Origin of the sequence: uncultured Alistipes sp. (assembly GCF_902388705.1) — a bacterium.
Classification (GTDB): Bacteria; Bacteroidota; Bacteroidia; order Bacteroidales; family Rikenellaceae; genus Alistipes.
This window is the reverse complement of record NZ_CABMQJ010000011.1, coordinates 17,551-39,368: the sequence shown is the minus strand read 5'-3', so window position 1 is coordinate 39,368 and position 21,818 is coordinate 17,551. Positions and strand designations below refer to the sequence as shown.

Annotated in this window: 14 protein-coding genes; 2 read left to right on the top strand and 12 right to left on the bottom strand. The window is 60.6% G+C overall.

Annotation, left to right across the window (positions count from 1 at the left end; translation table 11 throughout):
* Positions 1–8: 8 nt before the first annotated feature.
* The 9 genes from QZT71_RS05335 to QZT71_RS05295 all read right to left on the bottom strand — a co-directional run bounded on the left by QZT71_RS05335 (position 9) and on the right by QZT71_RS05295 (position 16,748).
* A complete protein-coding gene (locus tag QZT71_RS05335; RefSeq protein WP_295913543.1) occupies positions 9–1,058 on the bottom strand; it encodes a porin in 1,050 nt (349 codons plus the stop codon).
* A gap of 165 nt (positions 1,059–1,223) precedes the next feature.
* The gene (locus QZT71_RS05330) at positions 1,224–1,904 is read right to left on the bottom strand and encodes an ABC transporter ATP-binding protein (RefSeq protein WP_295913541.1); all 681 of its coding nucleotides are present in this window, start codon (positions 1,902–1,904) and stop codon (positions 1,224–1,226) included.
* A 48-nt stretch (positions 1,905–1,952) separates the two neighbouring features.
* Positions 1,953–4,394: an ABC transporter permease gene (locus tag QZT71_RS05325; RefSeq protein ID WP_295913538.1), complete on the bottom strand. Its 2,442-nt coding sequence runs from the start codon at positions 4,392–4,394 to the stop codon at positions 1,953–1,955.
* A gap of 10 nt (positions 4,395–4,404) precedes the next feature.
* The gene (locus QZT71_RS05320) at positions 4,405–6,840 is read right to left on the bottom strand and encodes an ABC transporter permease (RefSeq protein ID WP_295913537.1); all 2,436 of its coding nucleotides are present in this window, start codon (positions 6,838–6,840) and stop codon (positions 4,405–4,407) included.
* Between the two features lie 6 nt (positions 6,841–6,846).
* Complete coding sequence (locus QZT71_RS05315; RefSeq protein WP_295913535.1) at positions 6,847–9,207, bottom strand: ABC transporter permease; 2,361 nt, start codon at positions 9,205–9,207, stop codon at positions 6,847–6,849.
* A gap of 11 nt (positions 9,208–9,218) precedes the next feature.
* Complete coding sequence (locus QZT71_RS05310) at positions 9,219–11,594, bottom strand: ABC transporter permease (RefSeq protein ID WP_295913534.1); 2,376 nt, start codon at positions 11,592–11,594, stop codon at positions 9,219–9,221.
* A gap of 1 nt (position 11,595) precedes the next feature.
* The gene (locus tag QZT71_RS05305; RefSeq protein ID WP_295913531.1) at positions 11,596–13,989 is read right to left on the bottom strand and encodes an ABC transporter permease; all 2,394 of its coding nucleotides are present in this window, start codon (positions 13,987–13,989) and stop codon (positions 11,596–11,598) included.
* Between the two features lie 24 nt (positions 13,990–14,013).
* Entirely contained in the window at positions 14,014–15,276 is a 1,263-nt protein-coding gene (locus QZT71_RS05300) for an efflux RND transporter periplasmic adaptor subunit (protein ID WP_295913530.1), read from the bottom strand.
* A 17-nt stretch (positions 15,277–15,293) separates the two neighbouring features.
* The gene (locus QZT71_RS05295; protein ID WP_295913528.1) at positions 15,294–16,748 is read right to left on the bottom strand and encodes a TolC family protein; all 1,455 of its coding nucleotides are present in this window, start codon (positions 16,746–16,748) and stop codon (positions 15,294–15,296) included.
* 207 nt (positions 16,749–16,955) lie between these two features.
* Between QZT71_RS05295 and QZT71_RS05290 the strand changes: the two genes are divergently transcribed.
* Positions 16,956–18,311 (top strand): sigma-54 dependent transcriptional regulator, encoded by a 1,356-nt coding sequence (locus QZT71_RS05290; RefSeq protein WP_295913525.1) that lies wholly within the window; start codon positions 16,956–16,958, stop codon positions 18,309–18,311.
* Positions 18,308–19,612, top strand: coding sequence for an ATP-binding protein (locus tag QZT71_RS05285; protein WP_295913522.1), 1,305 nt, complete (start codon positions 18,308–18,310; stop codon positions 19,610–19,612). Before QZT71_RS05290 ends, QZT71_RS05285 begins: the two co-directional genes overlap by 4 nt.
* 152 nt (positions 19,613–19,764) lie before the next feature.
* Here QZT71_RS05285 and QZT71_RS05280 read toward each other — a convergent pair whose 3' ends face one another.
* From QZT71_RS05280 to prmA, 3 genes are read right to left on the bottom strand one after another with little or no spacing between them, the layout of a single operon-like run.
* A complete protein-coding gene (locus QZT71_RS05280; RefSeq protein ID WP_295913519.1) occupies positions 19,765–20,169 on the bottom strand; it encodes a hypothetical protein in 405 nt (134 codons plus the stop codon).
* Between the two features lie 34 nt (positions 20,170–20,203).
* Positions 20,204–20,932: a recombination protein O N-terminal domain-containing protein gene (locus QZT71_RS05275; RefSeq protein WP_295913516.1), complete on the bottom strand. Its 729-nt coding sequence runs from the start codon at positions 20,930–20,932 to the stop codon at positions 20,204–20,206.
* Positions 20,933–21,772 carry a 50S ribosomal protein L11 methyltransferase gene (prmA, locus tag QZT71_RS05270; RefSeq protein WP_295913593.1) on the bottom strand — a complete coding sequence of 280 codons (840 nt, stop codon included), beginning with the start codon at positions 21,770–21,772 and terminating at the stop codon, positions 20,933–20,935.
* Between the last annotated feature and the right edge of the window lie 46 nt (positions 21,773–21,818).

The following is a 21,818-nucleotide window of genomic DNA, read 5'->3' as shown; positions in this document are numbered from 1 at the left end:
TTTACAGGTTAAAATATGCCGGAGAGCATCAGCGCGACCACATTGCGGCCGGAAACGCCGCGCGCCGCGAAATCCTCATAGGTATAGTCCAGCTGGCAGCGCAGGTATTTCACGGGCTGCCACGTGAGTGCCGCCGTGTAGTTGGTCTGGCGGCTCGCGCTGCGGGCGCTGTTCTCGAGCAGCGTATCGTAGCGCACGCTCGGCAGCAGCTTTTCGGTCACACGCCAGCCGGCCACGGCGTACCAGCCCTCGCTGTCGACCGTGCCCGTGGTGCCGCAGATATATTCGGCGCGCACCACGGCGCGGCCGTAGTCGTAACAGGCGCCGGCGCCGTAGCGCACCCGTTTCAGGTATTCGGCACCGTATTCGCCCCAGTAGTACGACCCGGCGAACTGCAGCCCGGCAACGGGTTTGAGCACCAGGCGCGCCACGATGTCCTTGCTTTTGTTCTTGTCTTTCGTATTGAGCCCCTCGCCGTTGAAAACGCCGAAGTTATAATTCACAATGCTGTATCCGTCACGTTTGAAGAATCCGCCGAAAGCCTGCACACCCATGTCGCGGCCCGTGGCCGAAAGTCCGCACAGGTCGCTGAACCCCATCAGTTTGCGCAGCGAAAGCGGATATTCGACAAACTCGTAGCGGAGCGGCACGTAATCGGTATTCTCAATCGAGAAGGGAAGCTTGTACTCGCCCAGCTGGAAGTTCAGTTGGTCGAACGGGCGGTAACACAGGTAGGCGTCGACGATTTTGGGCGAAGCGAACTCCACCTGGACACGGTAATCGAGCTTCGGGGCGATATTGCCGGCCAGGTTCAGGCGCACGCGCTTGATGAAAAAGGTCGACGAAACATCGCTCCACTCGTAGCCGGTCTGCACGTAACCGGATATTTTCGGCAGGGCGGCAAGCACCTTGTCCCACGCGGAGGTTTTGGCCTTGAGCGTCGCCACCTCGGCAGACAGCTCCTCGACGGACGGCGCGGCAGGCTGCGCACCGGGTTGCTGCGCAAAGGCACGGCCGGACACACCGAGCAGCAGCAGGACAGAAAAAACAATCTTCATAAGCAGGGTCATTCGGATGTGCAAAGGTCGCAACTTCCCAACAACCCGTCAATACGTGAAAATACCTAAAAAAGCCGGGCGGGCCGCACAAAAAGGCCGGGACACCTTGCAGTACGTCCCGGCCCCGGCCGCTTACGGCATGAACTTTTTACGGTAAAAACTTATTTACAACTTGTTAGCGAGATCCTTGACCAGCTCGCCGTCAAACAGGTGGAGCACCCGGTGGGCGTAGGTCGAATCGTGCTGCGAGTGGGTCACCATGATGACGGTCGTGCCCTCGCGGTTCAGTTCCGACAGCAGTTCCATCACTTCGCGGCCGTTTTTCGAATCGAGGTTACCCGTAGGTTCGTCGGCCAGAATCAGCTTGGGGTTCGACACGACGGCGCGGGCGATGGCGACGCGCTGCTGCTGGCCGCCCGAAAGCTGCTGGGGGAAGTGCTCGGAGCGGTGCGAGATGTTCATGCGGCTCAAAATCTCGTTGACGCGGCGTTTGCGTTCCGAAGCCTTGACACGCATGTAAATGAGGGGCAGCTCGACGTTCTCGAAGACATTCAGCTCGTCGATCAGGTTGAACGACTGGAACACGAAACCGATATTGCCCTTGCGGAACTTCGTGCGGTCTTTCTCCCGGAACCCGGCGACTTCGTGGTCGAGCAGCGTATAGCTGCCTGAAGTCGGGTTGTCCAGCAGGCCGAGGATGTTCAACAGCGTCGATTTGCCGCAGCCCGAAGGGCCCATGACGGCGACGAACTCGCCCTCCTTAACTTCGAACGACACACCGTTCAGCGCGATGGTTTCGATCTCTTCGGTACGGAAAACCTTCTTGAGGTTCTCAACTTTCAGCATTGACATAGTTTTTCGAATTTGATTGGTTAATATTGTTTTATGCGTTTATCAATCGTTCTTAACGGCTTTGGCGGGGTCTTCGGAAGCCGCACGGCGGACACGGTACAACAACGTCAGGAGGCTTACCACCGCCACCAGTGCCCCGCCTGCAGCGAAAATCCACCACGAAAGCGGCGCACGCTGCACGAAACTCTCGGTATAGCGGCCGACAATCCACCAGGACACGGGTACGGCGACGGCAAACGCCCCGCAGAACATCAGGCAATACCTGCGCAGCAGCAACAGGAGCAGTTCCCGCAACGTCGCCCCGCAGACTTTACGGATGGCAATCTCTCGCCGACGCTGCTGCAGGTCGAAAAGTGCCTGTCCGTAGAGCCCCAGTACCGAGATGAATACTGCGACGAGCGCAAAAGCCGTGTAAATGCGCGCCATGCGGCGATTCTCGGCATACCGTTCGGCAATCCGCGCCTCCATGTCGGTGACTTCGAGCTGCACGCCCTCCTGTTTATAGAGGTTCGAAAGCAGGGAGGTCACCTCGTCGCGCTGACCGGGACGGTAACGCACTGCGAGCTCGCTCGTCCGGTTCATTTCGGGCCAGTCGGCCATCAGCACGACGGGGAGGTCGTTCTGCGTAGGATCGCCCACGCGGATGTCATCGATAACGCCCACCACTTCGTACACACTGCTGCCGGTGCGGTTGCCGTTCTCGTCGGTACGTGTCCACAGGAAAAAGGGAATTTCGACCACCGCCTGCGAAATATCGCCGATGCCCAGCCTGCGGCGCACAGTTTCGGTAAGAATCAGTTTATTGTCGTAAGCGCCCTCGTCAGGACGGAAAAAGCGGCCTTCGCGCAGCCGGAAATCGTAAAGACCCTCCATCCCGGCCGTGGCGGAGGCAACCATTACCCGTACGGCCTCCCCGACTCCCTGCAGCCGGATATCCATTTCGAAAGACTCCCGGAGCATCCCGAACGTCCAGGCCGCGACCGCCGGAGTCGATTCCATACTTTGTGCTACACGCTGGTAAAGCGCCCCGGAACGCTGCCGGAGGCTGTCCGAACCATTGAGCAAATCCATCGCATAAAACCAGGTGCCCATGTAGCCCGTGGGCAGTTTCTCGATGGGAGAGGCCAGCAGAATGTCTTTCGTATTATAGCCTGTGTCGTAGTTGAGCAGAAAATGCACCTGGCGCACGAAATAGATGGAAACGACGATAAAGACGATCGAAACGAAATATTGCAGCTCTACGAACACATAACGGCCCCACGACCGGCCTCCGGCCGTACCGATGCGCCGGATGGCGTCGACAGGCGTCGCCCAGCGGTAACGCAGCCACGGCACCAGGGCGGCCAGCGGCGGAATCACCAGCAGCATAACGGCCATCAGCGCCAGGTCGAAACCCCAGAGATGGGGCGTTTCCATGCCGAACCACCGCAGGGTGAGCGGACGAACATACTCGACCAGCAGGAAAGCCGCGGCGACGGCAAACGCAAAAAGACAGAAACATTCGGCGGCGAATTGGGCATAGATGTCCCCGGCCGTGGCACCGTATGCTTTTTTGAGCCCCAGTTCCCGGCTGCGGCGGCGCAGCAGCACCGAATAGATATTGGCAAAGTTGAAAAATCCGATCACCAGTACGATTCCGGCCGCGACAAGCAGTATCCACAAATGCGTCGGAGTTCCGGAGTTTATGCAGGCGAAGCGTTTGCCTACCTGCGCAAAGTAAAGCTCCGGGAGGGGAATCAGGCTGTGATGCAGCGTCATATCGGACGAAACGGGCATGTCGTAGTCGAGTTTGGCAGCGAGCGACGCGGCCTGCTCCGGGGTCGGGATACAGAGGAACTCACAACCGGCACTGCCGCGCCCGCCCTCGTTTTTCCAACCGCGGTAACTCACCGCCACGTCGAATGCGATGGAGCTCTGCTGCACGGGTTTGCGGACAATGCCGCAGACGGTGTAGATTTTCCCCTCGAATTCGACCAGCTCGCCCATCGCCTCCCGGTCGCCGAAAAGCCTGCGGGCGAACTCGCTGTCCAGAACGGCGTCGGCCGGACCCGAAAGCATCCGTTGGGGATTACCCGCGACGACCGGGAAGGAAAAGAGGCGGAAAAACATCGAATCGGCACGCAGCACCTCGGCGTTGAACGTCCGACGGCCATCGACGGTCACTTCGTTCGCGGCACGTACCACAGCCGTATGGGCCGCCACCTCGGGCTGAGCGAGAATATCCAGCTGCGCATCCGTCTGAAGCGAGGTTTCGCACAGGCGCGGGTTCATCACATTCTCCCCCGGATAATAGGACAGCGCATAAAGCTGCCGGGCCCGGACATGGAACCGGTCGGCCGTCATTTCGCGGTGGACATACATGGCCAGCAACATGACGCAGGCGAACGAGAGCCCCAGTCCGGCGACGTTCAGCAGCGTGTACAATCCGAACGAACGGACATAGATCCAGGCCTGGCCACAGGTATTTTTGATGGAATCAATCATTGTTTTCGGGTTATTCGGATTTTACGGATTCGGCGGGATTTTCATTGGCGGCCCGCCACGAGCGTACCGTAACGGTCAGCACCGTAACGGCCAGCACGGCGAACAACGCCAGGGCGAAGACCCACCAGTAGAGCGGCACGGGATAGGCGAATCCGGCAAGCCACTGTTTCACGGCCCAGGCGCTTACGGGCATCGCCAGCACGAAGCAGGCAAGCACCAGCACAACATAGCGGCGGTTGAACATGGCAAGAATCTCGCCCTGCGAGGCTCCCATCACCCGGCGCACGGCGATTTCGCGGCGGCGGTGCTGGGTTTCGAACAGCACCAGCCCGAAGACGCCCATCAGGGCAATCACGACGGCCAGCAGCGCGAAAAGCCCGACGATGGCCGTCAGTTTGCGTTCGCTGTCGTACTCGAGGCCCAGCTCCTCGTCGAAAGCCCGCACGACGATATCGCCCGGCTCCGTGCGGGGATCGACCTCCGCGATGCAGCGGCGGATATGGTCGGTAACAGCCGCGATATCGGCTCCGGGCGTCATCCGCACATAGACCACATGAGGCAGGTGCCAGTAATTCTCCTGCTGGATTTTCTTCGGAAGGAGATAGAAACAGAAGGGCGATACGCCGTATTGCAGGGGTTTGAAGTTGAAGTCGGCGCAGAAACCCACAATCTGCTCGTCGGGCGATATGAAACCGTTGATACGGTCGCCGACCTGCATTTCAAATTCCCGCCGCGCCGCTTCGTTGAAAATCATGGTTCCGAGTTCCTTGTCGACGTCGCTCTCCAGGAAATCGCGTCCGTCGGCAATCGGAATACCCATCACGCGCAGGAAATCAGGCTGTACGACATAGCTCTGGAAAGCGACCTGACGGCCCTTGAACTCCCGGCCCCACCCCATACGCCCGACCGACACCAAACGGCTCGTAGCTCCCGTCACATCCTTTACATGAGGATCGGACAGAAGTTTCTGACGAAGGGTGTCATAACTTCCCGCCCCACGTTCGGAAAGCCGCACGGCGAGGAGGTTTTCCTTGTCGAAACCCATGTCGTAGTGCATCATATAGTCGTGTTGCAGGCGGATGAAACCGGTCGCGATAATCAGCCCGACGGAGATGAAGAACTGCACGCCCAGCAGCAGCGTACGCAGCCGGCGGCCGCTGCGGGTTCCGCCGAACGCTCCCTTGACGACCAGTGCCGGGGCGAACGAGGTAATGTACCACGCCGGGTAGAGGCTGGCGGCGAGCGCCATGGCGAAAGCGACGACGGCGACCAGCGCCACGACTTCCAGGTTCTGCGACAAGGCCAGCGGTGCGGAGATATAGCTGGCGAATTCGGTGCCCTGCAAGGCAAAGGAGACGTACCAGGCCGCCAGCAAAGCGATCAGGACGAGCCCGAACGCCTCGAAAACGAAATTGAAGCGCAGCGACGAGGCGGGAGCGCCGAAGACCTTGAACGTATTGACGGTACGGATGCGCACCGGCACCAGCGCGAAGAAAAAGTTGACGAAGTTGATGAACGCCAGCACGATAACCAGCACGGCGATACCCAGCAGGGTATAGGTCGTGACGGCAGACCCCTGCCGGCAGGGCGCCTGTGAATCCGACTCGAAATAGAGGTCAGGCACCGCCGAAAGGCGTATGCCGTAGATGCCCGATTCGTCGTCGTCATCTGCGGCGTTACCGGCCGCCGCCCGTTTCCGGGCGGCCTCGCGCCGCATCTCCTGATCCACTTTCGTCCACTGGCGCGCAAACTCGCCGGAATCGGCACCGGGCCGGAATTTGACGAAATAGTTGAAACTCCACTCCGAAGTGGTATAAAGGTTCGTTTCGCCCAGATTTTTCACGACCTCACACTCCCCCAGCAACGAATTGCCCGGAAAATCCTCGAATACGGCCACCACCTCCATCGCACCGTCGGGCAGGGGTTCGTCGGTATCGACCCATACAAGGCTGCCCACGCCGATGCGCATCCGTTCGGCGGCCTTGCGGGAGACGATGACGCTCTTCGGTTTTCCGAGGTCATGCACGTCGCCCTCGACCGAACGGAAGGCGAAAACGTCGAGGAAAGGCAGCGACACCGAGCCGCTCGAAGCCGTAAATTTATCGTACCCGAATGACGCCTCGTTGCGCGTCCAGCAGGTTCCGGAGCCGAAGCCGCCCCACATGCAGCCCCCGGCTTCGACTCCCGCCGTCGAAGCAATAACACGCTCGGCAACCGGCCGGTTAAGCCACGACGACCATTTTCCGGGCTCGTACCAGTCCTCGTTCTCCACGAGATAAATACGGTCGGCTTCGTGCAGCGAGCGGTTGTAATTCAACTCCCACCAGACCTGCGTCATGATGACATAGAAGGCGGTAAATGCCAGCGTCAGGCCTATGACATTCAGCAGCGACGAGATTTTGTAGCGCCGCAACGTGGTCAGAAAATTACGGAATGCGATCTTCATAACGCACTACTCGGTTTTAATCATGTTAATCGGGTTTTCGTTGGCGATACGCCACGTGCGGACGAGCTGCACGGTGCAGACAATCAGCAAAACCACCACGCCGCAGAGGGCGAAGAGCCACCAACGGAGCGCGATTCGTTCGACGAAGTTGCTGACCAGCAGGTCGGCGCCCCAGCGGCTTACGGCGCCCCCGGCGATGACGGACGGCACGGCGATCCACAGCACGTCGCGCGCCAGCAGGCGCAGCACGTCGGCGGTCGAGGCGCCGTTGACCTTGCGAAGGGCGATCTCCTTGCTGCGGCGGCGCATCTCGTCGCCCAGGTAGCCCACAAGCCCCATCAGGACGATCAGCAGGGTGATACCGCTGACGGTAAAGACAATATTGCGGAAACTGCGGATTTCGGAAAGGGTGTCGCCCAGCAGGTCGTCATATACCGTGAGCGCATGGTTGTTGTCCGAAGGATATTCCTCGATCTTGCGCTGCACGGCGGCCAGCGCCCCGGGCGACATTTCGCGCAGGCGGATCATCAGGTACCACCTGATTTTGATCTCCGGCGTATACCGGGAGAACGAAGTATAATAATTCAGCGGATGCATCACGATCGGGTCGACCTGTCCCGTGGCGATAACCGTACGGAAATCCTTCACGACGCCGACGATGGTATAAAGGCGCGCATCGGCGCTGTCCTCATCGATGATTTGCCGCCCTACGGCTTCCCGGGGCGTCCAGCCGCGCAGGCGGACGTAGGTTTCGTTGACAATGACCTCGAACGGGTTGCTCTGCGGAACGAAATTGCGGCCGGCGGCAATCTGCATGCCCATCGCGGGCATATAGGCTTCGTTGCAGAGCGTATAACGGCACGAAAACAGGAGTTCCTTGCTCTTCTCATCGTAGCAGGGCTGGCCCGAATAGCCCCAGATGGGCACATCCTCGGAAGCGCCCGCTGCCTCGACCTCGGGAAGGGCGGCCACGGCGTCGCAGATGGGGGCCATGCCCGGAAGCGGCGTCTTGAGCCGGGTATAGACAATGCGGTCGTGCACGAATCCGAAGTCGCCGTTGCGGAGTTTGTCGAACTGCAGCACGGCAAGCAGCAGGAGCGTAAGGGTGAACGTACAACTGACAATTTCGACGACGAGCAAAACCTGCTTCCAGCGGCGGCGGTTGTCCGTCGCACCGCGAAACGCCAATGTCACGGGGATCGAGGTGAAAATCCGCGCCGGGACGAGCGCCGCGAGGGCGAATGCGGCGAGGATGACGATCAGCGGCACCCAGATGCGTTTCAGGGCGAAAAGCTCGGCCATCGGCGTACTGGTAATCTCCCGCACCTGATCCTGCAGGGCCCACAGCAGGAAAGCGGCCACGACGACCGAAGCGAGGGTCAGCACGGCGGTTTCGGAGCAGAAGATGCGGAAAATGTCCGAACGCCGGGCGCCGCCGACCTTGAGCATGGCGATGGTCTTCGAGCGGCTGACGAGCGTCGAGATGGAAATCAGCACGTAATTCATCGCCGCAACGAACAGCGTGAGGGCCGCAAGGGCCATCAGCACCCATGAAATCAGTTCGACGGGGGAATCGATGCGCGACGATTGGGCAATGGGGAAGAAATGCCAGGTCATGCCCCACTCTTCCATCATGCCCCGCAGCTCGTGGCGGTCGATGAAAGTGTCCGCCTGCGCCTCGACCTGGCCGATCTGCACGCCTTCGCGCAGTTTGACATAGCTGGAGAACGAGTCGCCGCCGCGCCACGACGTGTTCATCGTCCGGCGGGCGTGCTCGAACGAGCGGAGCATATTGAATTTACCGAGGTGCTGGTTGGGGTCGGGGTCGCGGAAGACGCCCGACACGGTCAGCGAATCGGTGCCTTTGAGCAGCAACAGCTCCCCGACCGGGTCTTTTTTCCCGAAGATGGTGCGGGCGGCCGACTCGGAGAGCATCACCTGGTTCTCCTGCGCAAGGGCCCGGTGCGGATCGCCCTGCAGCACGTCGAAACCCAGCACGTCGAAAAACAGCGTGTCGGCGAGGATACAGTGCATCCGGTACGAATTGTCCCCACGCACCACATCGTCGACACCCGCCCGCCAAAGGCGCGTCGCGGCCTCGATCTGCGGAATTTCCTCGGCCAGCGCCGGGGCGATGGGCGCCTGGAGCGACGAGGAGTAGCCCGTCATCTGGGGCGTGTTGTAATGCACCCACAACTGGAAGATGCGGTCGCCGTCGCGGAAAGTGCGGTCGGAAGTGAGGTTGTAGTTGGCGTAGGAGAAAATCAGCAGGCCGACGGCCAGCCCCAGCGAGAGCGAAACGACGCGGGCGACGGTGCCGCCGCGCAGTTTGCGCAGGTAACGGAGTGCGAACAGGAAGTTCTTCATGACGGTGGCGATTAACTTTTGATGGAATCGACGGGGTTGGAATCGGCGGCACGGCTGCTCTGCCAGAAAACCGCAAGGAAAGCCACCGCTGCCGCAAAAGCACCGGCAACGAGGAAAATCAGGGGCGAGAGCGAGATGCGGACGCTGTAATCCTGCAGCCAGCGCCCGAGCAGGTACCACGCTACGGGCACGGCGATGACAAACGCCGCGCCGACCATCCGCATGAAGCTGCCCACCAGCCGGCCGAGCACCTCGGCACGCGTCGAGCCGAAGACCTTGCGCACGGCGACCTCCTGCTCCTTCTGCTGGATGTAGTAGGTCGACATGGCCACCAGGCCGAGGGCCGAAATCAGAATCGCCACGAGCGTGAAGATGCCGACGATATGCAGGATACGCCGCTGATCGGCGTAGTCGGCCGCAATCTCCTGTTCGAGGTACTGCGCGCCGGAGAAGACGCCGCCGTCGGAAATCCGCTCGAAAACCGATTTCACGGTATTATAGGCTTCCGTCTTGTCCCCCCGCACCTTAATCAGCACGTCCCACGGATAGGTCTGGTAATTGCCGGTTTTGTTCCACCGGTCGTAGTCGCCCACATCGAGCAGCATGGCCGACGTGGGTTCATCCAGGGCCGACCCGACCTGGAAGTCGCGGTAAACACCGGCAATCTCGAAATTCCACGAATAGTCAGGCCCCATCTTGAAATGCGTGGCGTCCTCGCCGATGCCCAGTTCGTGCAGGGCGTACTGGTTCAGCGCCCACCCTTTGTCGGTATGGTTGTCGCGCAAAAGCTCGAGCCCGAAGATGCGGAAGTAAGTCGAATCGCCGACAAAAACCTGGAACGAAACCATCCGGTCGGGACCCCACTGCATCGTATTGTTGTTGCCCCGGCTGTGGGGCGATCCGCAGCCCAGCGCCACGGCCTCGACGCAGGGTTGCTGCAACAGTTCGTTGCGGAACTGCTGAATCTGCCCGTAATCCGAGAAAATTTCCGTCGATACGTCGAGGATGTCTTTCGTTTCGTAGCCCAGCGGCGCCGAAATAAGGTGGCGGATCTGCAGGCCGATGGTCAGCGAAGTGGCAATCAGGACGATGGTAATGACGTTCTGGATGGTGATGAGCACCTTGCTGTAAACCATTTTGGAGCGGCGGCGGAACGTGCCCCGCACGATGTCGACGGGCTTGTAGCGCGAAACCATCATCGCCGGGACAATACCCGCCACGACGCCCAGCGCCGCGATGAACACCACGTAGCAGGCGACGACGACAGGGGTCATGTCGGCCAGAATGTCGATTTTCGACTCGACGAGCTGCGAAGCGTAGGGCTGAACGGCGACGGCGAGGAAAAAGGCGATGATGAGCGAAGTCACGCACATCAGCGTCGACTCGAGAATGAGCTTGAGGACGATTTCGCCGCGCGAGGCGCCCAGCAGCCGGCGGGCGGCCATCTCTTTGGCGCGGAATCCGGTCTGGGCGACCGTCAGGTTGATGTAGTTCATCACGGCGAAGAGCAGAATCACGGCGCCCACGCCGAAGAGAATCATCACGAACGCCCAGCTTCCGTGGTGCAGCGAATAGACATCGTTGAGCCGGGAAAAGTAGAGCTCGCGCAGCGGCGTAAGAGTCACCCCGCTCACCACATTACCCTTATAGGGCCAGTACATCTGCTTGAAATAGGCGAGCATGTCGGGAATTTTGGCCATCAGGTCGGCGCCCGGGTGCACCAGCAGGAACGTCGTGACGGCACCGCAGTTGCTCATGCGTTCGTCGTTGGCCGGATTCAGGTCGCAGAGGCGCTCGGCGCGCATGATGATGTCCGTATTGGGAATCACCGAACGGTCGATATCCCGCACCACGCCGCTCACGACATACGACTTTTCCTCGTCGGGGAAGCGAATCGCCTGCCCCAGCGGATTGAACGTGCCGAAGACCTTGCGGGCGAACGACTCGGAAAGCACCACGTTCTCGCGCGAGGCGAGGGCCTGATCCCGGTCGCCCTCCAGCAGTTCGAAATCGAACATCCGGAAAAAGGTCGTATCGGCGAAGAGTACCGTCGCCGAATATTTCCGCTGTCCGGCTTCGACGGGCTGCGTGGCATCGGTGGACTGTCCCGAAGCGGCGACGGCGCAGGTCGATTCGATTTCGGGGTAGCGGTCGCGCAGGTATTTCTGGAGATAATAGCCGCTGTTCAGGCTCGCTTCGGTTCCGATGGCATAAATACGGCCGGCCTTGGCATGGTAGTCGTCGCACGTGAGCTGCCGAAGCGTATAGTCGGCAATCAGAATCACGAACATCAGCGACACCGAGAGCCCGAAGATGTTGATGAACGCATAAAGCCGGTTGCGCCCCAGGAAGTTGAAAAACGAGCGGAAGTTGAGTTGTCGGAACATATTATTCGGTTTTGACGGATTTAACGGGATTTTCGTTGGCCGTGCGCCACGAACGGACGGTAACGGTGAGCACCGTGACGGAGAGCACAATGGCGAGCGCCGCCAGGAAAACCCACGGATAAAGGGGCACGGCGCTCCGGAAATTGCGGAGCCACTCGCCGACGCCATACCACGACACGGGAACAGCAATGAGGAAACTGGCCAGTACAATCAGGGCGAAGCGGCGGTTGAACATCCGCAAAATCGAACCCGACGTGGCACCGTTGACCTTGCGGATGCCGATTTCCTTGCGGCGGTACTGCGTTTCGAACAGCACCAGTCCGAAGACGCCCATCAGCGAAACGAGGATGGACAGCAGCGAGAAGAGCGAAATCAATGCCCCGGCTTTCAATTCGTTCCGATAGAGCGAATCGACCACCGTATCCATAAATTCGATGTCGTGGTCGAAAGGAGAGATGTCGGCGATGGCGCGGCGAATCCGGCCGGCGGTTTCCGTCATGCCGGCGCCGGCATGTACGCGGATATAACAATACCGCAGCGGCATATGCCACGACAGCGTCCCCATGACGGCGAATGCGAAGGGCACCTGCTCCATATGCTCCGAAAAGATGCGCACGTCGCCGGGCAGGAACCCCACGGCCTCGCCCCAGCCCACGTAGTGTTCGCCCGAGGGCCCGGTCGCCGTCTGGTCGACGTAGTCGCCGGGCTGCATCGCGTAGCGTTGTTCGGCGGCCCGGTTAAAGACGTACGCACAGGGCTCGCGCTGCGTATCGGAGGGCAAAAAATCACGGCCCGCAGCAACGGGAATCCCCATTACGCGCAGGAAATTGTCGGAAACAATCATCACCTTGAACGTGATGCCGTATTTGACATCCCGGTAATCTTTCGTCCAGCCCATATATCCGGTTTCGGCGGTGAGGAACTTATCGTTGGCATAGGCGACGTCCACGACGCCCGCCAACGATTTGAGCCGCCCGGTAAGAGTTTCATGACGCTCCCATGCATCGTCGGAAAGGTGTATGACGATAACCTGCTCCTTGTCGAAACCCATTTCGAGGTGCGTAAGGTAGCGGTTCTGGAGATTGACGAAAAGGGCGGCGATAATCAGCGCCAGGGAAATGACGTATTGCAGTCCGACCAGCACCAGGCGGTAACGGCGCCCCGTAAGGGAGGTGCCGAACGACCCCTGCACGGCAAGAATCGGGCGGAACGAAGTCATGTAGAACGCCGGGTAAAGTCCTGCGGCAAAGCCTACGCACAAGGCAATCAGCGCGCACCATCCGGCGAGCGAAAGATTCGCCGCAAGCGACATGTCCGCCGAAACGTATTGCGCGAACGGCGTTCCCGCGAGGCAGACGACCAGACACAGCGCCACGCCGTAGGCGGCCAGCGATATGACCGCAGCTTCGAAAAGCAGCGACGAGCGCAACTGCCACACCCCGGCCCCGAGGACTTTCTGGAGGTTAATCATCTTCATGCGCACGGGCGTCAGGGCCGATGCGAAATTGACGAAGTTAATCGATGCGATGACAATTACCAGAATGGCAATCGCCAGCAGCGTGTCGGTGGTCGTGCGGTTGCCCTTGGGCGCGAACATCTCATAGCTCACGTCCCGTTCGAAATAGATATCCGGGGCCGGTGTCAGCCGCACGGTTATCGCCGTTTCGGGAGCCCCTTCGCCGAGTCCGTAGAATTCACGGGTCGTGCGGTTCATCGCCGCGGCGACATCCGCCGCGGAGGCGGCATCGTCGAGGCGGATAAAAAACTGGTAATTGTTCGAGCGGGAGGAGTCATACCCCTCCCACGGCTGTATCAGGCCGTTGTAGAAGACCGAATTGTCCGGGATATCGCGGTAGACGCCGGATACGGAAAGGTCATAGCCTTCCGATACCAGTTTGCGGCCCACGGCCGACTCGTCCGGAAACATTTTGCGGGCGAGCGACTGCGGCAGGAGCACCTGGTTTTCGGACACGAATGCCTGTCCGTCGCTCTCGATCAACTCGAGGCCCAGAATCGGAATCATATCCTGCTCGGCAATCATCAGCGGCGTGCGGAAAGCATCCTGCATGCCGTTATTGCGCTCGACCCGAAAATCAATCAGCCAATCGTCTCCGCCCCGAACGAGCGCTGCGGCCCGGATATGGGCAGACACGGTTTTCAACTCGTTAATGAGCGGATTACACAGCAGCGTCTGGTATTTTCCGTCATATCCCTGTTCGACACGGAACACGCAGTCGGACTGCGGAATCCAGCGGTCGAAACCATACTCGTGGCGCACCTGCATCATGATGACCAGGAAGGCGGTGAAAGCGACCGACAGCCCGGCAATATTGAGCAGCACCGAAGTCGGATAACGGCGCAGCGTGGTCAGCAGGTTTTTCAGGACAATCTTCATGGGACTCTATTCGTTCGGCGTTTGTTACTTATTGAGAATCAGCACATCGTTGGCGCCGTAGTTCTCATAGCCCGACACGACGACGCGCTCGCCCGGCTCCAGTCCGTCGAGGACTTCGTAATACTGCGGGTTCTGGCGGCCGATGCGAATCGGGCGTTTATAGGCCTTGTCGCCCTCGGGCGAGAGGACATAAATCCATGCGCCGCCGGTGGTCTGGTAGAACGACCCGCGCGGGATGATGACCGCCTCGGTGGGCTGTCCCAGTTCGAGGTGCAGGTAGTAGGTCTGGCCGCTGCGGATATTCCCGGGGTGGGCCCCCAGGAACGTGAAATCGGCGCGGAACTGGCCGCTGCGCACCTCGGGATAGACCTTGCGCAGGCGCACCTTGTAGTCGGTGCCCTGCCGCTCGAAAGCAGCCTCGAGGCCGGCGCGCACGCGGTCGATATAACTCTCGTCGATTTGCGCCTCGACCTTGTAGCCCGACAGGTCGTTGACCTGGCCGATTTTCTGTCCGGTCGACACGGACTGCCCCAGCACGACGTCGAGCAGGCCGACTTCGCCGTCGATCGGCGACTTGACGTTCAGGTTGCCGATACGCTCGCGAATCAGCTGCATGTTGCGTTTCATGTTGTCGAGGTTCTCCTCCATCTGTTCGATCTGCACCGACCGGTAGAGCGAATCCTGCTTCTGCCGCTCGACGTTCAGTTCGCGTTTCTTCTCGGCCAGTTCGTAATCCTCCTTGGCCTGCAGCCACTCTTCGCGGGCGACAAGGGCATTTTTGTAGAGCTCCTCGTTCTGCTGCCACGCCCGCTTCTTGCGCGCCACGTCGAGGTCCAGCTGCGCCTTGTCCTGACGCAGCGAGAGCTTCTCCTGCTCCATCGAGATGAGCGTATTGCGCAGGATATTCTGCTTCTCGGCCAGCTCGGCCTCGCTGTTCAGGATTTCGAGCGTGAGCGACGTGTTGCTCAACACGACCAGCACGTCGCCTTTCTTCACGGAGGTGCCCTCTTCGACCACCAACCGTTCGACGATGCCCGCCTCGAGGGGGCTCAACTGCACGGTAGTAATGGGCTGCACCTGTCCCGTAACGCGGATGTAGTCGTTGAATTCGCCGCGGACGACCTCACCCACGGAGATGGTTCGCGCGTCGATGCGCAGCGTCGAGGAGTTGTCGCGCAGCAGCAGCCACAGCACGAAGACGAGGAACAGCGCCCCGGCGAAATAGGGGATGCCTTTTTTGGTGAACAGGGCCCGGATGCCCTTCTTCTTTTCGATACGGATGTCCATTTATTTCGGGTTTTTCGTTAACGAATCAGGGGCGCGCCGCCGTAGTACTCCACCAGGCGCGTTTTGATGATGTACTGCAGCCGGGCGCGCAGCCGCTCGGAGCGGGCCTGCAGCAGGTTGTTGGCCGCGGTTTGCAGGTCGAGGGCCGAAACCATGCCCCGCTCGTACTTGCCGGCGACGGCATCGTAGGCCAGCTCGGCGGCCGCGCTCTTCTTCGTGGCCTGCACGAACTCCTTGCCGAAACCGACCATCTGCTGGTAGTTCTGCGCAATCTCGCTCTGCAGGGCGCGGTGGGTCTGCTCGCGGCGCTGCTCGGCAATCCGCCAGTCGTTGCGGGCGCGGTTCACACGCGTGCGCCGCGAAAGTCCCCCGAAGATGGGGATATTGAGCTGGGCCGAGAAGTAATATCCGCGGTTGTCGCGGAACTGGCTCTTGAACGGGGCGTACATCGAACGGTCGTCGAGGCTCATGAAGAAGTTGGTCGAATAACCGCCGCCTACATAGACCGACGGGAAAAGGTTGCCCCTGGCGACGGCGTACTGCAGGCGCGACCGGCGCACGCTGTAATCGGCGCTCCGGGCCTTGGGGTTGTTGTCGAGGGCATAGGAGAGCACATCGGCGAAAGGCGCCGCGCCCGCAGGCGTTTCGACGGCAACCTCCGTTTCGACCGCCAGCGGCCGGCCGGCCGGGTAGTTCATCGCCTCGGAGAGGGTGATTTTCGCCAGTTCGAGGTTGTTCTCCTGCTGTGTCAGCAGGTAATCGTCCGAAGCGCACTGCGACTCCTGCTCGGCCACGTCGGCGGCGCTCTTCAGTCCCAGTTCGAGCAGTTTGCGGCTCTTGGCGAGGTTGGCCGTGCTGGTTTCCAGCTGTTCGCGCGCAAGGCGGACGCTCCCGGTATAATACACCACGTCGAAATAGGCCTGCATCGTCTTGAGGGCAACCTCGTCACGGGCCTGCTGCAACTCTTCGACGCCCATCAGGCGCATCACTTTCGCGGCACGGACGGTGTTGATGCCCGCAAGTCCGGCGAACACGGGCATCTGGCCCGAAACGCCGTAGCTGTTGGAGAGGTTCGAAACGTCGGTGTAGGTATTGGTTTCGGGGTCGACCGAGCGGCCGAAGCTGGTCGACGCGCCGATTGATCCGCCCACGGAGGGGACCAGCGCCGCCACCGACTCGATATATTCCTGGCGGTAGTTGCGGTTGGTGTAGTCCTGCTGCCGCACGGCGGGACTGTGCTCGACGGCGTAGGCCATGCAGTCGTTGAGCGTCATACGGACGGCGGGAGATGACGCGGCGGGAGTTCCGGCAGCGGGCGTGTCGGCCGATGTTGCGGCAACTGCGGCGGCGAGGGTGTCAGCCCCGGCGGCGCCTGCCGCCGGTTGCTGCGCCAAAACGGGCGGCACCGGTTCCCGCGCCGCAGCGAGTGTCCAGAAAATTGACAGAATAAGGAGTAATAACAGTCGTTTCATCCTTGTTTTTCGGGTATTGTTCGTTCGGCTGTTTCGAAACCAACGCCGTGCCAAACGACATTAAACACTGTTTATCAATACAATAACAGCCACAACAAAAGGGCGGAGTGTAAAAAATTTTGACAGTCGCGTAAATTTTATGGACACAACGGGCCGATTTCACGATTTTAACGCTAATTTTAGCCCGGAAACCAACCTGAAAACACCATGGCAAAAGAGGGAACACTCCTGATTGTGGACGACAACCGCAGCATCCTGGCGGCGCTGCGCCTGCTGCTCGAAAAATATTTCGCCCGGGTGCTGACCCTGCCCACACCCAACCGGCTGGCGACGACCCTGCGCGAGGAACAAATCGACGTGGTGCTGCTGGACATGAACTTCACGGCCGGCATCAACACCGGCAACGAAGGCATCTACTGGCTGGGGGAGATTCACGCCCGGCGGCCGGACGTCAAGGTGGTGCTCTTCACGGCCTATGCCGACATCGACCTCGCGGTAAGGGCCATGCGCGACGGCGCGGTGGATTTCGTCGTCAAACCGTGGGACAACGACCGCCTGGTGGCCTCGCTGCGCAACGCCTACAACCTCGCGCGCTCGGAACGCGAGGTGAAACAGCTCAAGGAGATAAAACGCGAACTGACCGCCGAGCAGCCGATGTTCTGGGGAGCCAGCCCGGCCATGGCGCGCATTCGCGAAATCGTGGAGAAAGTCGCGGCGACCGACGCCAACATCCTCATCACGGGCGAAAACGGCACGGGCAAGGAGATGCTGGCACGCGAGATACACAACCGCTCGGCCCGGAGCGGGGAGCTGATGGTCGCGGTGGACATGGGGGCGGTGCCCGAAACGCTGTTCGAAAGCGAGCTCTTCGGCCACGTCAAAGGCGCCTTTACCGACGCCCGGGCCGACCGGGCCGGGAAATTCGAGGTCGCCGACCGCGGCACGCTCTTCCTCGACGAAATCGGCAACCTGCCGCCGCACCTGCAGTCGAAACTGCTGACGGCAATCCAGAGCAGCAAAATCGTACGCGTGGGCAGCAATACGCCCGTCGCCATCGACATCCGCCTCGTCTGCGCTACGAACCGCAACCTGTTCGGCATGGTCGCCGGCGGGGAGTTCCGCGAAGACCTCCTCTACCGCATCAACACAATCCATATCGATTTGCCGCCCCTGCGCCAGCGCCGGGAAGATATCCTGCCGCTGGCCGAAATGTTCCTGCGGCGCTACGCAGCCAAATACAACAAGCCGCTCGGCGGTTTCGACGAGGCCGCGGTGCGTGAAATGGCCGAATATCCGTGGGCGGGCAACATCCGCGAACTGCAGCATACCGTCGAAAAGGCGGTCATCATGTGCGACGGCGGGCGGATTACCCCCTCGACGCTGCTGCTGCGACCGGCGCAGGCACAGGCTGCGGCTGCGGCATTCACGACGCTCGAGGAGATGGAGCGCGGCATGATCGGACAGGCCATGCTCCGTTACGGCGGGAACCTCACGGAGGTGGCCCGACAGCTGGGCATCACGCGGCAGACGCTCTACAACAAAATCAAACGCTACGGATTATGAAACGCGAGGGAATAACCTACGGCCCCGTGGCGGGATACACGGCGCTGCTCGCCGCGGCTTCGGCGGCGCTGGGCTGGGTGGTGACGGGAAAATGGTATCCGGTGGCTATCCTGCTCGTTCCGGTAATCGGATTCGCGGGATTCCGCCTCGTACGCCTTTACAGCGACTCGATACGCCGCGTGACGTTCATGTTCAACGCCATCGACAACGACGACTTCACGTTCCGTTTCCACGAAGATCCCCGCAAAGTCGACAACGGCATGCTCAACGCCGCACTGAACCGCATCAAGGAGATCATGGTGCGCGCCAAGATGCGGGCCGAGGAGAAAGAGCGCTATTACCAGCTCATCATGGAGTGCGCACGGACGGGGCTGATTACCATCAACGACGCCGGAAGCGTTTACCAGGCCAACGGCGAGGCGCTGCGCATCTTCGGGCTGCCGCGCATGACCCACATCCAGCAGCTGGAACCGGTGGCTCCCGAGGCTTACCGGGTGCTGACGACAATCCGGCCCGGGGAAAAGCACCCCGTATCGTGCGTGAACGAAACGGGGGAGATGCACCTCTCGCTGGGCTGCTCGGCAATCAGGCTCGAAGATCGTCAGTTGCGCGTGGTGGTCGTGAGCGACATCAACAGCGAATTGAGCGAGATGCAAATCGAGTCGTGGAGCAAGCTGACGCGCATCCTGACGCACGAAATCATGAACTCGCTGGCGCCGATCACCTCGTTGAGCGACACGCTGCTGCACATCGACCGGACGATGAACGCCGACGTGGCGCACGGACTCGACACGATTTCGGCCACGAGCCGCCGGCTGATGGCTTTCGTCGAGAATTTCCGCCGTTTCACGAAAATTCCGGCACCGCAGAAAGAGCCCTTCGAAATACGGGAACTGCTCGGGCAGGCCTCGGCGCTGATCGCCACGGAAAACATCGGCGTAAGGGTGGAGGTCGAACCGGCGGACACGATGATTTACGCCGACCGGACGCTGGTGGGACAGGTGCTGGTCAACCTGCTCAAGAATGCACGCGAGGCAGTCGGCACCCGGCGGGAGGCCTGCATCGAAGTCCGCTCGTACATAGACCCGCAGGAGAATGTGGTCGTGGAAATAAGCAACAACGGCGGGGCCATCCCCGCCGAAGTAACCGAAAATATCTTCACGCCGTTCTTCACGACAAAACCCGACGGATCGGGCATCGGATTGAGCGTTTCGCGCCGCATCATGCAGCTGCACAACGGTTCGCTGCGCCTGACGGCCAATACCGACAGCCGCGTGACGTTCACGCTCGTGTTCGGATAGGGGCGCACTCGTGCACGGAACTTGCGGAATGCAGGGCGGGCCGGAAAACCCGGACGCGGCGAAACCGCGACACGGAAAGGCTCCCGACTGCAGCATGCCGCAGGGGTTGCTGCATGCAAACGGGACGCGTCCCGTTTACGGAATGAGGCATGCTACCGCGGCAGCGGCATCGAAATCGTCCGGGCGTCGAGAAACGCATCGGGGAAAGAGCCGTTGTTCCAGGCCTGGCCGTTCGAAATGATGAAATGGCGACCCAGGCGCAGCGTGTTGTTGTCGATCACGGTGATGCGCGCCGGAAGGTTCTCTTTCTGAATCACCACCACGGAGGTCATCGAAACGGAGGGTTTTACCTTCATCGGCCCCTCGACACGGTAGTCGGGCTTCCACGGCGACATGTGCGCCAGCGAATCGGGCAGCTCGAATTTGGCGCGGAGCGAATCGGGCAGTTCGTACTTCCGGGTCGAATCGGAGCGCATCAAACCGAGCTTACGGTGCTCCTGGGCCGAAAGTGCGAGCGTCGCCAACAGGGCGACCGCCATAACAAACATCCTTTTCATAACTATCTCCTCCTATCTTTACTTTGTACTCGTTTCAGAACACTTCCCGCAGAATCCGCACCGACTGCACCGCGCTGATGGCGTCGAGGTGGTAGCCGAAGTAGACCAGCACGGCATTGAGGAACTCGACGCGCTGGCCCCGGTTGAGCCCGATTTCCGAGAGGCAGCGCACGTCGCACCGCATCATATCCCGCAGAACGCGTGCGCATTCCTGCGTCATAAAGCTAACGTGCGGAGGCCGCGTTTTCGTATAAAGCCCCTCGCGGATGTCGAACCAGTCGCCGGCCGTGTAGTCGTTGCCGGGACAGAAGCCCAGGAAACGGCTCAAGTTGGCCAGGAACCAGAGGTGGAAATTCGCCACCCCCTCGTCCATCGAATCCAGCGCCCCGACGCAGTTCCAGACGAAGTCGAAAAGCGCCTGGTTGGGTTCGTCGTACTCCCGCACGAGGCGGTACAAAACCTCTGCCATGAAGAGCGCCATGGTCGACTTGCGCACGTCGAACGGCAGGCTTTGCAGCACGAATCCGCCCCGCACCTCCTTAAAGCGGTGCATCTGCTGCCGCGAAGATTCGAGCCCCTCGAACTCGACGGGAAACATCGGCTGGAAAAGCGCCAGTTTCGAACCCCGTCCGTTGCGGCTGCGCACACCCTGCACCATGTAACTGCGGCGGCCGCCGGTATCGGTCAGCAGGTAGACGACCATCGACGAGTCGCCGTATTTGAGCGTGTGGAGAACGACTCCGCGCCCTTTGTATGTCTTCACCTATCCTTTGCGCACGTGTACCATCATCCAGCCCTCTTTCTCCGCCGTAGCGGCAAGGGCCATCCCCTGCCGGGCGGCGCAGGCGACGATCGCCGGGACGTCCTGTTCGAGGAATCCGCTCATCACCAAATCGCCTCCGGGTTCGAGCGCCGCGGCATAGGCCGGCATGTCGGCCGTGAGGATATTGCGGTTGATATTGGCGAGGATAAAACCGTAACGCTGCCCGGCGATGCGGCGCACGTCGCCCAATATCGGCGCAACGACGTGCGCAACGCCGTTGGCGCGGATGTTCTCGCGGCAATTGGCGTAGGCCCAGTCGTCGATGTCGACGGCGTCGATATGCGCGGCGCCGCACTTGGCGGCGACAATCGACAGCACGCCCGTGCCGCTGCCCATGTCGAGTCCGCGGCGGCCGGCGACATGCAAATCCAGCACGGCGCGCGAAACGAGCCACGTGGTGGCGTGGTGCCCGGTTCCGAACGACATCTTGGGCATGACGACCACCTCCAGCGTTCCCTGCGGCGCAGGTGCATGGAACGGCGCCCGAATCAACAGGCGCCCCTCGACGTCGACAGGCGGGAAATTACGCTCCCACAGCGCGTTCCAGTTCTGCGTTTCGATGGCGATATACCGCCCCTGCACACCATAGCGCGCCAGCAGGGCGTCGACCTCCGTTTTGCAATCGGCCAGCCGCTCCTGCGGAATGTACGCCTTGAGCGTACCGGCGTCCGTTTCAAAGCTTTCGAAGGGATAGTCGGCCAGCTCGGCAGTCAGTATTTCGGCCTGCTCATCGTCCGAAAAGGCAATATTTAACGCTATATAGTTCATATTATGTAAAATATTCTTATCTTCGCCTGCGCAAAGTTAACGATAATCTCGGATATAG